Annotated in this window: 13 protein-coding genes and 1 pseudogene; 10 read left to right on the top strand and 4 right to left on the bottom strand. The window is 64.1% G+C overall.

Features of this window, described 5'->3' with window-relative positions; genetic code table 11:
* Nucleotides 1-20 precede the first annotated feature (20 nt).
* The 3 genes from RQH62_RS08415 (at nucleotide 21) to RQH62_RS08405 (ending at nucleotide 2,046) form a co-directional block, all read left to right on the top strand.
* Entirely contained in the window at nucleotides 21-629 is a 609-nt protein-coding gene (locus tag RQH62_RS08415) for a DJ-1/PfpI family protein (protein ID WP_311268316.1), read from the top strand.
* A gap of 69 nt (nucleotides 630-698) precedes the next feature.
* Nucleotides 699-1,346, top strand: coding sequence for a glutathione S-transferase family protein (locus RQH62_RS08410; RefSeq protein WP_311268315.1), 648 nt, complete (start codon nucleotides 699-701; stop codon nucleotides 1,344-1,346).
* 166 nt (nucleotides 1,347-1,512) lie between these two features.
* Entirely contained in the window at nucleotides 1,513-2,046 is a 534-nt protein-coding gene (locus RQH62_RS08405) for a hypothetical protein (protein ID WP_311268314.1), read from the top strand.
* A 129-nt stretch (nucleotides 2,047-2,175) separates the two neighbouring features.
* On the opposite strand, the gene RQH62_RS08400 is transcribed toward RQH62_RS08405, so the two are convergent.
* Nucleotides 2,176-2,457 carry a GIY-YIG nuclease family protein gene (locus RQH62_RS08400; protein ID WP_311268375.1) on the bottom strand — a complete coding sequence of 94 codons (282 nt, stop codon included), beginning with the start codon at nucleotides 2,455-2,457 and terminating at the stop codon, nucleotides 2,176-2,178.
* A 152-nt stretch (nucleotides 2,458-2,609) separates the two neighbouring features.
* On the opposite strand from RQH62_RS08400, the gene RQH62_RS08395 reads away from it, so the two are divergent.
* Nucleotides 2,610-2,933, top strand: a complete 324-nt coding sequence (locus RQH62_RS08395; protein ID WP_311268313.1) for a YnfA family protein — start codon at nucleotides 2,610-2,612, stop codon at nucleotides 2,931-2,933.
* 85 nt (nucleotides 2,934-3,018) lie between these two features.
* Nucleotides 3,019-3,345: a hypothetical protein gene (locus RQH62_RS08390; protein ID WP_311268374.1), complete on the top strand. Its 327-nt coding sequence runs from the start codon at nucleotides 3,019-3,021 to the stop codon at nucleotides 3,343-3,345.
* 19 nt (nucleotides 3,346-3,364) lie between these two features.
* On the opposite strand, the gene RQH62_RS08385 is transcribed toward RQH62_RS08390, so the two are convergent.
* Together RQH62_RS08385 and RQH62_RS08380 are read right to left on the bottom strand one after the other, a co-directional pair.
* Nucleotides 3,365-3,730: a hypothetical protein gene (locus RQH62_RS08385; protein ID WP_311268312.1), complete on the bottom strand. Its 366-nt coding sequence runs from the start codon at nucleotides 3,728-3,730 to the stop codon at nucleotides 3,365-3,367.
* Between the two features lie 111 nt (nucleotides 3,731-3,841).
* On the bottom strand, nucleotides 3,842-4,528 hold the full coding sequence (locus RQH62_RS08380; protein ID WP_311268311.1) for a hypothetical protein: 687 nt from the start codon (nucleotides 4,526-4,528) through the stop codon (nucleotides 3,842-3,844).
* Between the two features lie 179 nt (nucleotides 4,529-4,707).
* Between RQH62_RS08380 and RQH62_RS08375 the strand changes: the two genes are divergently transcribed.
* Both RQH62_RS08375 and RQH62_RS08370 read left to right on the top strand, forming a co-directional pair.
* Nucleotides 4,708-6,018, top strand: coding sequence for a M20/M25/M40 family metallo-hydrolase (locus RQH62_RS08375; RefSeq protein WP_311268310.1), 1,311 nt, complete (start codon nucleotides 4,708-4,710; stop codon nucleotides 6,016-6,018).
* Between the two features lie 73 nt (nucleotides 6,019-6,091).
* Nucleotides 6,092-7,405: pseudogene (locus tag RQH62_RS08370) on the top strand (DNA-packaging protein).
* A 43-nt stretch (nucleotides 7,406-7,448) separates the two neighbouring features.
* On the opposite strand, the gene RQH62_RS08365 reads toward RQH62_RS08370, so the two are convergent.
* A complete protein-coding gene (locus RQH62_RS08365) occupies nucleotides 7,449-7,832 on the bottom strand; it encodes a hypothetical protein (protein WP_311268309.1) in 384 nt (127 codons plus the stop codon).
* 380 nt (nucleotides 7,833-8,212) lie between these two features.
* Between RQH62_RS08365 and RQH62_RS08360 the strand changes: the two genes are divergently transcribed.
* The 3 genes from RQH62_RS08360 (at nucleotide 8,213) to RQH62_RS08350 (ending at nucleotide 12,474) form a co-directional block, all read left to right on the top strand.
* Nucleotides 8,213-8,860 carry an NAD(P)H-dependent oxidoreductase gene (locus tag RQH62_RS08360; RefSeq protein WP_311268308.1) on the top strand — a complete coding sequence of 216 codons (648 nt, stop codon included), beginning with the start codon at nucleotides 8,213-8,215 and terminating at the stop codon, nucleotides 8,858-8,860.
* A 312-nt stretch (nucleotides 8,861-9,172) separates the two neighbouring features.
* Nucleotides 9,173-11,221: a right-handed parallel beta-helix repeat-containing protein gene (locus RQH62_RS08355; RefSeq protein ID WP_311268307.1), complete on the top strand. Its 2,049-nt coding sequence runs from the start codon at nucleotides 9,173-9,175 to the stop codon at nucleotides 11,219-11,221.
* 116 nt (nucleotides 11,222-11,337) lie between these two features.
* On the top strand, nucleotides 11,338-12,474 hold the full coding sequence (locus RQH62_RS08350) for a phage portal protein (protein ID WP_311268306.1): 1,137 nt from the start codon (nucleotides 11,338-11,340) through the stop codon (nucleotides 12,472-12,474).
* Nucleotides 12,475-12,554: the final 80 nt, after the last annotated feature.

The following is a 12,554-nucleotide window of genomic DNA, read 5'->3' as shown; positions in this document are numbered from 1 at the left end:
CATTGCAGATGGAGGCGGCGATGCGGGTTGCGATTGTTACGTTCGATGGATTCAACGAGTTGGACAGTTTTGTGGCGCTGGCGCTGCTGAACCGGGTGAAGGGCTGGCGGGCCGGGATTTGCGGGCCGGGCGCGGCGGTGACGTCTATGAATGGGGTGCGGGTCGATGTGCAGCAATCTCTTGAATTTGCGGGTGAAGCCGATGTCGTTCTGATCGGCAGCGGGGTGCGGACGCGGGAAGTCATTTCGGATGCGAAACTGATGGCGCGGTTGCGGCTGGACCCGGCGCGACAGATCATCGGCGCACAATGTTCGGGGGCGCTGCTACTGGGGACGCTGGGGCTGCTGGAGGATGTGCCGGTCTGTACCGATGTGACGAGCAAGCCCTGGGTGGTGGCGACCGGCGCGCAGGTGGTCGAAGCGCCGTTTCATGCGACCGGCAATGTGGCGACCGCCGGCGGGTGCATGGCGGCGCACTATCTGAGCGCCTGGGCGATCGCGCGCGGGGCGGGCGAAGCGGCGGCGCGGGACGTGATCGACTATGTTGCGCCGGTGGGCGAGAAGGCGGAGACGGTCGCGCGGGTGATGGGGGTGGTGGCGCCGTTCCTGCCCGTCGCGGTGCCGGCATAAAATAGTTGCATATCGCCACTGGATGAGCAGAGTGGCGCCACCCGACCTGACGACAGAAGGAGAGACGAGATGATCATCCATGGCGCGCGGCCATCACCCTTTGTGCGCAAGGTCATTGTCTTTGCGGCGGAAAAGGGGATCGCTGTCGAGGTGCAGGCGGCCGGGTTCGGGCGCGGGGCGGACGGCTATCTGAAGGGGTCGCCGTTCGGCAAGATACCGGCGCTGGAGGATGGCGATTTCCTGTTGTGCGATTCGACCGCAATCATCACCTATATGGATGCCCTGCGCCCCGGTGCGGAGATGATCCCGGCGGAACCGAAGGCGCGCGCGCGGACGATATGGTATGAGGAATTTGGCGATACGGTGGTGCAGCCGATCGGACAGAAGATCTTCTTCAACCGGGCGGTGGCAAAGCGGCTGAAGCGTGAGCCGGATCTGGCGGCGGCGGATCGGGCCGAGGCTGATGAGATGCCGGGAATCTATGATTATCTGGAGAATATACTGCCGGAAAGCGGCTGGCTTGTGGAGGATCGCTTCACGCTGGCGGATCTGGCGGCGGCCTGTCCTATCATCAATGTGGGTTATGTGTCGAATGGGCTGAGCGCGGATCGCTGGCCGAAGGTCGCGGACTGGATCGCGCGGGTGAAGGCGCGGCCGAGTGTGGCGGCGGCGTTGGCGGAGGAAGCGATGGCGATCCGGTCCATGGTTGAAAAATAACCCATATGGAACATTTTTCTTGACATCGTCACGCTCATCTGACAGAGGTTGGCACAGTGGAAAAATGTGAGTCGCCGACGCGTTGATGCGGGCGGTGGCAAAGAAGGGCTGGTCCGATGGGGCCGGCCCTTTTTGCTTTTGGGCGGGGCGGATGGGGGAGGGAGGCATGGCGGGTAAGGCGGAGCGGGAACTGGTGGCGGGGCGTCAGCACAGGGGCGGCGGTGCGCGGGGGCAGAAGCGCAAGGTGCGCGAGGATAGCTGGACGGTGGAGAAGGTGCAGGCTTTCTTCGCGGCGCTGGCGGACAGTTGCAATGCCAGCGAGGCCGCGCGCGAGGCAGGGGTCTGCCGCGCCAGCGCTTATCGCCGGCGCAAGCTGGACGCGGGCTTTGCCGAGGCGTGGGACGATGCGCTGGAGGAGGGCTATGGCGAGATCGAACTGATGCTGATGCGCGAGGCGTTGCATGGCAGCGAGGTCGAGGAAGTGGTGCTGGACGGCGAGGGTGCGGTGAAGGCGCGCAAAGTGAAGCGCGTGCGCAATCTGGCCGTGGCGTTGCGGCTATTCGCCCTGCATCGGGACCGGATGGAGAAGCGCCGCGCGGCGCGGGAGGCGATGGGGCGGCCCGACAGCGCGGACGCGATCGCGCGGGTCGAGGCGGTACTGGGCGAGATCGGATGGCGACGGGAAATGGCGGGGGTTTAGCGGGATGGGTTGGATGGCGGGGGAGCAGAGGTGGATTTTGCTATTGATTTAGCCTGCCAAATAGCCGTCATCCCAGCGAAGGCTGGGATCGCAGGCAGTCACGCGATGAGGTTCGACAGATCGCTCCAGTCAGGATTGCTTTTCGCTCCAGTCAGGATTGCTTTCTTCAATTAGTCGGATTTTCCATTCGCGCTTCCAAGCCTTGAGTGCTTTTTCGCGCGCAATGGCGAGCATGATATCATCATGAGGTTCCGCCAGCACGAGACGTGCCAGGCCGTACTTTTTGCAGAAGGTTGACCCAGTGCCGTTCCGATGTTGAAGTACCCGTGCAGCCAGGTCCGCGGTAACGCCGATGTAAAGGACGCCGTGCGGTTTGTTGGTCATGATATAGGTGTAGCCACCTCGCGCCATAATCCATCGTTGCGCACTGTCGCCTGAGATGCCAGCCTTCGCTGGCATGACGTATGATTTTTTCGGTGATTAGGAAAGTTGACCTAGAACCCGCCGCCCCCACCCCCGGCCTGCCCTTGCGATCGGGGCGGGATGGTGTCACGGCGGCTGGCATGACCGTGCTTGTCTATATCGGCGCCGCGCTGGCGGAGATTGGGGGCTGTTTTGCCTTCTGGGCCTGGTTGCGGATGGGCCGGTCGGTCTGGTGGCTGGGGCCGGGCGTGGCGTCGCTGTGCCTGTTTGCCTGGCTGCTGACTCTGGTGGAGGCGGATCATGCCGGGCGGGCCTATGCCGCCTATGGGTCGATCTATATCATGGCGGCGATCGTCTGGCTGTGGGCGATGGAGGGCGTGCGGCCGGACCGGTGGGATCTGATCGGCATGGCCATGTGTTTGATCGGTGGTGCGGTGATCCTGTGGGCGCCGCGATCGGCCTGAAGATTTGGTCTGGCCTGAAGATTTGGTCTGGGTAGTCACGGGGGTAGTGAAAGCCCGATGATGGGAGATGCATGTGCGCAAGTGGATGATGCTGGGTCTGGCCGCGATGCTGAGCGGGGCGCTGGCCGGCTGTGGTGACGGCGGGACGGATCAGGTCGTGGCGGAGAACCGGATCGAGCCGGAAACCGGCGCGGCGGCGCAGGTGGCCAAGCTGGACGAGGATTTGCGCAATGGCGTGTTTGCCAAGGCGATCCGCGACAGTGGCGCCGCCTGCCCGGAGGTGACGGGATCGCAACGGGCGGACATCCGCCATGGCGTGCGCGGATGGAAGGCGCAGTGCAATAATGAGAGCGCGCACCTGATCCAGATATTGCCCGATGGCACGGCGAAGGTGACGAGCCGGACGTACTGATAGCAACTGGTTGCTGCTTTCAGTCCAGCAGCCAGCGTTCGGCGGAGACGGGGTCGTCGAAGAAGCGGACGCCGTCGCGGTCTGTGAGCCGTTGCGCCTGAAGCCGGGCGAGGGTGGAGCCGCAGAGAAAGGCCAGCTTGTGCGATCGCACGTCCGGTGCGGCGAGCAGCGCGGAAAAGGCGGTGACGATATCCTGCGCCTGGATCTTCATCGCCTTGATATCCACCAGCGTCAGATGACCCGGCGCGGTCAGGCCGGCAAGGGCCGAGCGATAGGCGGCGGCGAAATGCCGCACATGATCCTGATCGAAAAAGCCGGCCATCCTGACCCGGATCATATTATGACGAGGGTCCGGCCTGATGTCGAAATCCGCATCCATGCGCATCTTCTCCCAAGATGAGAGAACGACCGGAACGGAAATGGGTTCATCGGGATGCGTCCGGGTGGGCGCGGGCGGGCGTACTGGTTCTGAGTATGTTGCCCGCGCCCCTGACGATCAGTTGGTCTTGATCTCCAGCGAGGGGTCGACCAGCGAGGTCTTGGTTGCGGCCGGGGTGGCTGCTGCCGGCGCGATCGCAGGGGTGGCGACGGCGGTGGCCGCTACGGGCGTGGCGGCGGGTGCGACAGGTGCGGCGGCAAAGGCGACGCTGACATCTTCGTCGAGGAAAGCGGCGACCGGCGCGCCGAGCGGGATGCGGGCGCTGGTGCCGGTGGTGAAGAAGCCGGCGACCGGCACGAAGGCAATGGCGGCGACGACGCCGGCGGTGCCGGTGACGCCCTTGTCATCGAAGCTGCCGGTCAGGCGGATCTGGTTGCCGTTGGCGCGGACATAGAGGACGCGGCCGGTGATGTGGCCGGACTTGCCCCACATGCCCTTGTTGCGGACGTCGGTGACTTCGCCGACGACCGGGCTGCCGAGCGGAATGACGGTCTGGCCGTTAAGCGTTACGGCTTCGGCGACTTCCATCTGGACGCGCTGGCCGACGCGCAGCTTCTTGCCTTCGGTAGTGATCGCTTCGGATGTTTTGAGCGCGATCTGGGTACCGGCGCGCAGGACATTGCCGCCGGGCGTGGCGACGATGGTGGCGACGGGCGTGGCAGGCGCAATGGTGGCCTGAGCAAAAACGGACGGCGCGCAGGCGCAGGCGATCACGCCCACAAGGGCGCTGGCAACGGACTTCATGAGATATAGACCCCCGGTTAAAGACTCAGCTCCCCCCGGAGCCGAGATATGCTCTGGTGCATTTGAGACGGGCTAGTCGTCAAGGGATAAATATTTGATCTCTATTGGGGATTATGGTGCGAACGCGAAGAAGGACGGGGGTGCTTTACAGATGTGCGACAGGCGGTAGACCGGGGGGGATGAGAAAGATCCTCCTGCTGGCCGCAGCATCCGCCCTGACCGTCGTTCCCGCCGCCGCGCAGACGCGCGCGCCTGATCCTGCGCGCATGAAAGCGACGGTTGAGAAGCTGGTGAGTTTCGGCACGCGCCATACGCTGTCGTCGGCGACCGACCCGAAGCGCGGGATCGGCGCGGCGCGCAAATGGGGCGCGGACGAGTTTGCGAAGATCAGCAAGGGGTGCGGTGGGTGCCTGAGCGTGGAGACGATAGCCGGGCCGTTCACCGGGCCGCGCGCGCCCAATGGCGTCGAGGTGGCCGATGTGCTGGCGATCCAGAAGGGGACGGGTGATTCCAACCAGGTGGTGATCGTCGCGGGGCATATCGACAGCCGCGTGACCGATGTGATGAACATCACCGACGATGCGCCGGGGGCGAACGACAATGCGTCGGGCACGGCGCTGGTGATCGAGGCGGCGCGGGTGCTGGCGGGGGAAAAGTTCGACGGGACGATCGTCTATGCGCTGCTGTCGGGCGAGGAGCAGGGGCTGTGGGGCGCCAAGCTGCTGGCGGAGACGGCGAAGACGCGCGGCTGGCAGGTGCGGGCGATGCTGAACAACGATATCGTCGGCAATACGGTCGGCCAGAACGGACAGATCGTTGCCGACCGGGTGCGGGTGTTTTCCGAAGGCATCCGCTTTTCGGAGGATGGGAAGGCCAATCTGACGCGCCGGGCGATCGGCGGCGAGGATGATGGGCCGTCGCGCGCGCTGGCCAAGAAGATCGACGGGATCGCGGAGGGCAATCCGCAGATCGGGCTGGACGTGTTCGCGGTGCGGCGGCTGGACCGGTTCGGGCGCGGGGGCGATCATTCGCCCTTCCTGGAACTGGGCTTTCCGGCGGTGCGCTTTTCGGTCGGGATCGAGAATTATGACCGGCAGCATCAGGATTTGCGGACCGAAAATGGCCGCGTCTATGGCGATACGGTCGAGGGGATGGACTTTCCCTATCTGGCGAAGGTGACGGCGCTCAATATCGCGGCGCTGCGCGATCTGGCGGATGCGACCGCGGCGCCCGCGACGGTTTCACTGGATGGGGCGCTGTCGATGGACACGCGGGTCTTCTGGGACGCGGTGCCGGGGGCGGCGTCTTATAAGGTCTATTGGCGGCGGGCGGATGCGCAGGACTGGAGCGATAGCCGGATCGTGACGGGCGCGACCGAGACGGTGCTGAAGGATGTGGTGGTGGACGATCATTTCATCGGCGTGGCGGCTGTGGCGACGGATGGTGCGGAGAGCATCGTCACCTTTGGTGGCATGGCGCCAAGGAAATAGATTCTCGCGGACAGGCAATGGTTTTGGGGAAAGGTCGCCTTTCGGGGCGGCCTTTTTCTTTTGGGGGCAGGGTATGGAAATTTCGGGCAGGGAATGGCTGGCCGAGGAGGAAGCGGCGGCTCGGGCGGTGCTGGACCTGCTGGACGACCTGCCGGCGGCGGAGCGGCTGGCGCAGGAGTGGCGCTATCTGGCGCGGCCGGGGCAGTTGCCGCCGCCGGGCGACTGGCGCATCTGGCTGATGATGGCCGGGCGCGGCTATGGCAAGACGCGGGCCGGGGCGGAATGGGTGCGCGCCGTGGCGGAGGCGGACCCGGCAGCGCGGATCGCGCTGGTGGGCGCAACGCTGGGCGAGGCGCGCAGCGTGATGGTGGAGGGGGCGAGCGGGCTGCTGGCGATTGCGCCCTGGTAGAACCGGCCGTCTTATGCGCCGGCGCTGCGGACGCTGCGCTGGCCCAATGGGGCGATGGCGACGCTGTTCGGCGCGGCCGAGCCGGAGAGTTTGCGCGGGCCGCAGTTCAGCCATGGCTGGGCCGACGAGATCGCCAAATGGGCGGGCGGCGAGGCGGCCTGGCATAATCTGATGATGGGATTGCGGCTGGGCATCTGTCCCCAAATGCTGGCGACGACGACACCGCGACCGGTGCCGCTGGTGCGGGGGCTGGTGGCGCGGGAGGGCGCTGACGTTGTGGTGACGCGGGGGCGGACGGCGGAGAATGCGGCGCATCTCGCGCCGGGCTTCGTTGCGGCGATGACCGACAGCTATGGCGGCACGCGGCTGGGGCGGCAGGAACTGGACGGCGAACTGATCGAGGAGGTGGAGGGCGCGCTATGGTCGCGTGCCCTGATCGAGCGGTGCCGGGTCGCGCATGTGCCGGGCATGCTGACGCGCGTGGTTGTGGCGGTCGATCCGCCGGCGTCGGCGGGCGGGGATGCGTGCGGGATCGTGGTGGCCGGGGTCGGCGGCGACGGGCGGGCCTATGTGATCGCCGACGCGAGCGTGGCGGGGCAGTCGCCCGAAGGCTGGGCGCGGGCGGCGGCGGCGGCCGCTTTGGTCCATGGCGCCGACCGGGTGGTGGCCGAAGCCAATAATGGCGGGGCGATGGTGGCGAGCGTGCTGCTGGCGGCGGAGGAGACGCTGCCGGTGAAGCTGGTCCATGCGAGCCGGGGCAAGGCGGCGCGGGCGGAACCGGTGGCGGCGCTCTATGAGGCCGGACGGGTGGCGCATCGCGGGGCTTTTCCGGAGATGGAGGACCAGATGTGCGGGCTGCTGGCGGGCGGCGGCTATGTCGGGCCGGGGCGGTCGCCCGATCGGGCCGACGCGCTGGTATGGGCGATGACGGAGTTGATGCTGGGGAAGAAGGGCGAGGCGCGGGTGCGGGGGATGTGAGGGGTGGGGAGCGGTCGGGCAGCTTATGGGTAGCGCATGACGATTAGCTGACATTTCCGCGCGATGTGGCTGGCGCGGCCGTAATCGCAAAAGCAACCCGCCCGAACTCTATTGCAGAAGTATCCTCACCGCCGACGGAATAACCCTCCAAAAGGCTCATTCGCCCATGCTCGAAGAAAAGGAGCATACCGAGGCCATAATCCATGCCATCTACGCCTACATACACGTTCAACCCTAGTGGGCTGGATACGATTGCGGCAGGTGCCAGCGGCGAAACAGAGATGGTCGTAAAAAAGCCACCGCCTGTATTTTCTCGCTTCTCAACCACCACAGATTGAAGCTGCTCGCTCAACGGACCGAGATAATCCGGCTTTTCGGCCAAGATTGCGTCTATGGCTGCACGCTCTAGTTCAGTCAGTTGCGTCATGGATGATGATTATTTCATTCAACGGTAGTGTCTGCAACTAGGCACGGCAATTCGACGGACGGAAGACGAAAATGGTCGTCAGTCGTCCCTCATCGTCATACCAGCGAAAGCTGGCATCTCAGGCAGGCGAGCGCCCCGTTAACAGATAGCGCAAGGTGGCCCGCCTCCTTCTACTATCGCCTGAGACCCCAGCCTTCGCTGGGGTGACGGCTATGGGGCAGGTGGGAAGGGCCTTTGAAAGGCCGCTTCTGGTCGTTAGCGGGCTGTCTGCATCTTTGCGTCAGTGAACGCAAAGCAAGTTTTGATATGATACCTTTATTTTCGAGCGGGAGCCTCTACATCATGGCGTCATGCGCCGGGTCTAGGCCGGGCGCGCTGTGATGAAGAGGTATTCGATGCTGATCGACCGTTTGAACTGGCGCTATGCCACCAAGAAGATGAACCCGGACAAGGCCGTGCCCGAAGACAAGGTGGAGCGCATCCTGGAAGCGGTACGGCTGGCGCCGACGTCGAGCGGGTTGCAGCAGTTCGAGGTGATCGTCGTCACCAACAAGGATGTGCGCGAGAAGATCAAGACGATCGCCTGGAATCAGGAACAGGTGACGGACGCGTCGCACCTGATCGTCTTTGCCGCGTGGGACAATTATACGCCCGAGCGGATCAACCATATGTTCGATCTGGTCAATGACGAGCGCGGCTTCAGGAATGAGGGCTGGGAAGCCTATCGCCAGATGCTGCTGGGCACCTATCCGCAGCGCGACGCGGAGACGAATTTCGAACATGCCGCGCGGCAGGCCTATGTGGGGTTGGGTATCGCGCTGACGGCGGCGGCTTTCGAAGAGGTGGATGCGACGCCGATGGAGGGATTCGACCCCGCGGCGCTGGACGAGATACTGGATTTACGGGCGCGCGGATTGCGCTCTGTGGCGATCATGCCTGTGGGCTATCGCGCGGATGAGGGCGACTGGCTGGTGAACCTGAAGAAGGTGCGGCGGCCGGTCGAGCAGTTCATTACGCGGGTGGACTGAGGAGAAGCCGGCCCGGTGCCTGACGGATAGGGGGTTTCGCGGGGGGAGGCAGCGCCTTTCCCCTGCCTACGGGCCATAGGTGCCCAACTTGTCGGTTTCCGGCGGGCGGCAAGGCCCGCTTTGTCTCTGTCGACCTCCCCGGAAACGGGGAGGTTTTTTCATATCGGCATCCTGTGGTCCCGTCCGTGCGCATGTGCGCGGTCGACGACGGCGCACGCCTTGATCGGGCGGGTCGGGGGCGGCCGATGATGACCCTGTTTACCCCCGCGGCTGGCGACCAATGTGTCGTCCAGCCGCTTTTTCCAAGGAGCGATGATGCCCAATATTACCATCTATAATACGCGCGACGATTTCAAAAATGCGCTTCCGGGATCACATGTTGCTGGCAACCGCGTGATCGCCGGGGGCTTCGAATATGTCTATGTCGGAACGTCTATGACGTTGATTTCCGACCTTCCCGGCTGGACAGCTGTGCGACCGTCCTTCGCGCATTTCGGGGGTGACACCACCGGCGCCAGCGACGTGTCCAGTACCATCAACCAATGCCTGGCCGCCTATAAGGAATGTTATATCCCGGCCGATAATGTACAGCACAAGATCATCGCGGGCGTGACCCAGGCGGGCTGGATTCGCGGCACCCAGGGCAAGAGCCGGCTGAAGGCGGCCGGGACGGGTATCCCGATCCAGATGTCGGGCGAATGGCTCGGCGACATTTCGCAGAGGCGTAATTTTACGCAAGGGTTGGCGCCAGGGGACAAAACATTCACCATATCAGGTAGCATAGCGGGTTTGCAGGTCGGCAAATGGATATTGATCCATGGTGGCAACCCGCCCATCCCCAATCTCAACGGCGCGCGAACCGGCGAAATCGTCCAGATCGAAAAGATCGTCGGTAATGAGATCACGCTGATGCAGGGGGTCGCCTTTGCCTACCCGACCGGGCAGGATCGATACGTAACGCTGGTAAATTGGGCCAGGAATTGCGGCGTCGAAGGCGTGGAGATGGAGGGCAATGTGAATGCCTGGGTATCGGGCACGGTGCCCGAGCTTCCCATGATCCATTTCAAATTCTGCGAAGCGCCGGTGGCGCAATCCAACGAATTGCATCACCATAATTATACGGCGGTCAAGTTCACCGCATGTCATAGCCATATCGCCACGAACAATTACATCCATGATCTGAATTCGGCTGACGATGATGTCAATGGCGGCTTCGGTTATGGCATAGAAGAAGCAGCCGTCAATCTGGGCGGCATCATCTCCCACAATCGCGTCGAACGTTGTCGCAATGGTTACACCACAGGCGCAGGCCCGGCGGGCACGGCCAACTTCAACTTTGGCGTGCCGATGAACACGCTGGTTTCGTCCAATACCATGCAGAGCATGTTCCAGTCCGGCATTTCCAGCCATGAAGCGGGCTATTATCTCAACTTCATCGGCAATACGATCAATGGCTGTCGCGGCAACGGCATCGTCATCCGCGCGGTCGGCCATGTGGTGCAGGGCAATGTCATCAGCAACACCGTCGGCGCGGGCATCTCCGTCGTGTCGTCGCCGACCGGCGATGTGCGCGACACGACCGTCAACGGCAATACGCTGATGCGCACCAATTTGGGGGTGGTGCCGCAGGGCGGCGAAAACAACGCCAATCTGGGCGCGATCAATTCGACCGGGCCCAACCCGATCATCACCAACAATGTCATCCTCTATTCGGGCGGTCCCGCCGTCCGGGTCAATTATGTCGCGAACGGCATGGTGTGCGGCAACCGGGCCTATAATCCCTGTCAATTGACGAGCGTGGCCGAAAATCGCTTCGCCTTCGGTGCGGTCGCGACCAGCGGCACGGACGGTTATTGCATCGTCAGCGGCAACAGCCTGATCTGTACCGATGGCAAGACGGTCGACATGATCCGCAAGCCTGTGGGCGTCTATTTCGAAGGCGGCGACAATGTCGGGCGTGGATATACCGGGCTGGCGCTGGTCGGGGAGACGGCCGGCAACTATGCGCTGGAAGGCATGGGCGTGAACAAGGTCAATCTGGGCTGGCGCATCACGTCGGTCCAGTTAACCACCGGCGGTGTGCTCAAGCTGGACCAGGGAACCGCCAATATCAACAGCGGTATCCTGTCGGTGAGCAGCGAAACCGGATCGGCGGATACGGTGGAGACGATCCAGAACGGATTGGATGGCACCATGCTGGTGATCCGGCCGATCGGCGGTCAGACGCTGACCATCAAGCATGGCACGGGCAGCACAACCGACAATATCCGGCTGCGCGGCGGGGTCAATGCGGTGCTGAGGGACGCGACCAAGGTTGTCACGTTAATCCGCATCAGCGGTCTGTGGGTCCAGCCGCAATAAGGCGGAGCGATGATCGGGCGGCGCGGGTATCCGACCCGCGTCGTCCCCCTCTCGGATGAATTTCACTATCCTCTCCTCCCTGTGGGGAGAGGGTTTTTGCGTTTGGGGATGGTCTTATGAAATGGTTCGGGACGAAGGCGGCCCAAGGGGCTGTGCAGGATGCGCGGCCGGTGCTGGCGCGGGCCTGGGGTTCGGGCGCGGTGGCGTTGGGGGAGTGGCCGGCCAGCTATGAGGCGCAGTTGCGCGCGGGCGTGATGGGCAATGCGGTGGCCCAGCGGGCGATGCGGCTGGTGTCCGAAGGGGCGGGGGCCTGTGCGCTGAAGGTGCGGGGGGTGGACGATGCGGCGCTGGCGATCGTGGCCGCGCTGGTCGGGCGGGCTTCGGCGGGGCAGGGGCTGGTGGAGACTTTGGCCTGCCATCTGCTGCTGCACGGCAATGCCTATGTGCAGCTGATTGCCGGGGCGGAGGGCTTGCCGGCGGAACTTTATGCGCTGCGGCCGGAGCGGGTAAGCGTGGAGGCGGATGCGCGGGGGTGGCCGGCGGCGTACCTGTATCGGGTGGGGGAGAGCGTAACGCGCCTGTCGCCGCAGGATGGCGCGGGGCGGACGGGCGTGCTGCATATCAAGGCGCTGCATCCGCTGGACGATCATTATGGGCTGGGCTGTACCGGGGCGGCGGCGGGCGCGGTGGCGATTCATAATGCGGCAAGTGTCTGGAACAAGGCGTTGCTGGACAATGCGGCGCGGCCCAGCGGCGCGATGGTTTATGATCCGGGCGACGGGTCGGTGCTCAGCCCCGAACAGTTCGAGCGGGTGAAGCGGGAGATGGAGGCGGCCTTTGCCGGCGCGGCCAATGCGGGGCGGCCGATGCTGCTGGAGGGTGGGCTGAGCTGGAAGGCGATGAGCCTGACGCCGGCGGAGATGGATTTTGTGGGGCTGAAGGGGGCGGCGGCGCGGGAGATATCGCTGGCGTTCGGGGTGCCGCCGATGCTGATGGGGCTGCCGGGCGACAACGCCTATGCCAATTATCGCGAGGCGAACAAGGCGCTGTGGCGGCAGACGATCCTGCCTTTGGTGGCGAAGATTTGCGGCGGGTTGCGCCAAGGGCTGGACGATTGGTGGCCGAGGCTGGTGATCGAGCCGGATCTGGATGCGGTGCCGGCGCTGTCGGACGAGCGCGCGGCGCTGTGGGAGCGGGTGGCGGCGGCGGATTTCCTGACGCCTGAAGAGAAGAAGGCGATGTTGGGGCTATGACTTGTCCGGTCGTGATTTTCGAGCCGTGAAATGTTTCATTTCACTCAAAATCACTTTGTTTGCCGTGATTTTCGAGCCGT

This window comes from Sphingobium sp. WCS2017Hpa-17, assembly GCF_031843765.1.
Lineage (GTDB): Bacteria > Pseudomonadota > Alphaproteobacteria > Sphingomonadales > Sphingomonadaceae > Sphingobium.
Note: the sequence above shows the minus strand (reverse complement) of the source record. Positions and strands in the feature narration are given on the sequence as shown.

Coding starts and splice junctions, on each gene's coding strand:
- RQH62_RS08360 (WP_311268308.1), top strand. CDS start 8,213: ATGAAGAGGTATTCGATGCTGATCGACCGTTTGAACTGGCGCTATGCC.
- RQH62_RS08390 (WP_311268374.1), top strand. CDS start 3,019: ATGATGCTGGGTCTGGCCGCGATGCTGAGCGGGGCGCTGGCCGGCTGT.
- RQH62_RS08385 (WP_311268312.1), bottom strand. CDS start 3,730: ATGCGCATGGATGCGGATTTCGACATCAGGCCGGACCCTCGTCATAAT.
- RQH62_RS08415 (WP_311268316.1), top strand. CDS start 21: ATGCGGGTTGCGATTGTTACGTTCGATGGATTCAACGAGTTGGACAGT.
- RQH62_RS08410 (WP_311268315.1), top strand. CDS start 699: ATGATCATCCATGGCGCGCGGCCATCACCCTTTGTGCGCAAGGTCATT.
- RQH62_RS08400 (WP_311268375.1), bottom strand. CDS start 2,457: ATGGCGCGAGGTGGCTACACCTATATCATGACCAACAAACCGCACGGC.
- RQH62_RS08395 (WP_311268313.1), top strand. CDS start 2,610: ATGACCGTGCTTGTCTATATCGGCGCCGCGCTGGCGGAGATTGGGGGC.
- RQH62_RS08365 (WP_311268309.1), bottom strand. CDS start 7,832: ATGACGCAACTGACTGAACTAGAGCGTGCAGCCATAGACGCAATCTTG.
- RQH62_RS08405 (WP_311268314.1), top strand. CDS start 1,513: ATGGCGGGTAAGGCGGAGCGGGAACTGGTGGCGGGGCGTCAGCACAGG.
- RQH62_RS08380 (WP_311268311.1), bottom strand. CDS start 4,528: ATGAAGTCCGTTGCCAGCGCCCTTGTGGGCGTGATCGCCTGCGCCTGC.
- RQH62_RS08375 (WP_311268310.1), top strand. CDS start 4,708: ATGAGAAAGATCCTCCTGCTGGCCGCAGCATCCGCCCTGACCGTCGTT.
- RQH62_RS08350 (WP_311268306.1), top strand. CDS start 11,338: ATGAAATGGTTCGGGACGAAGGCGGCCCAAGGGGCTGTGCAGGATGCG.
- RQH62_RS08355 (WP_311268307.1), top strand. CDS start 9,173: ATGATGCCCAATATTACCATCTATAATACGCGCGACGATTTCAAAAAT.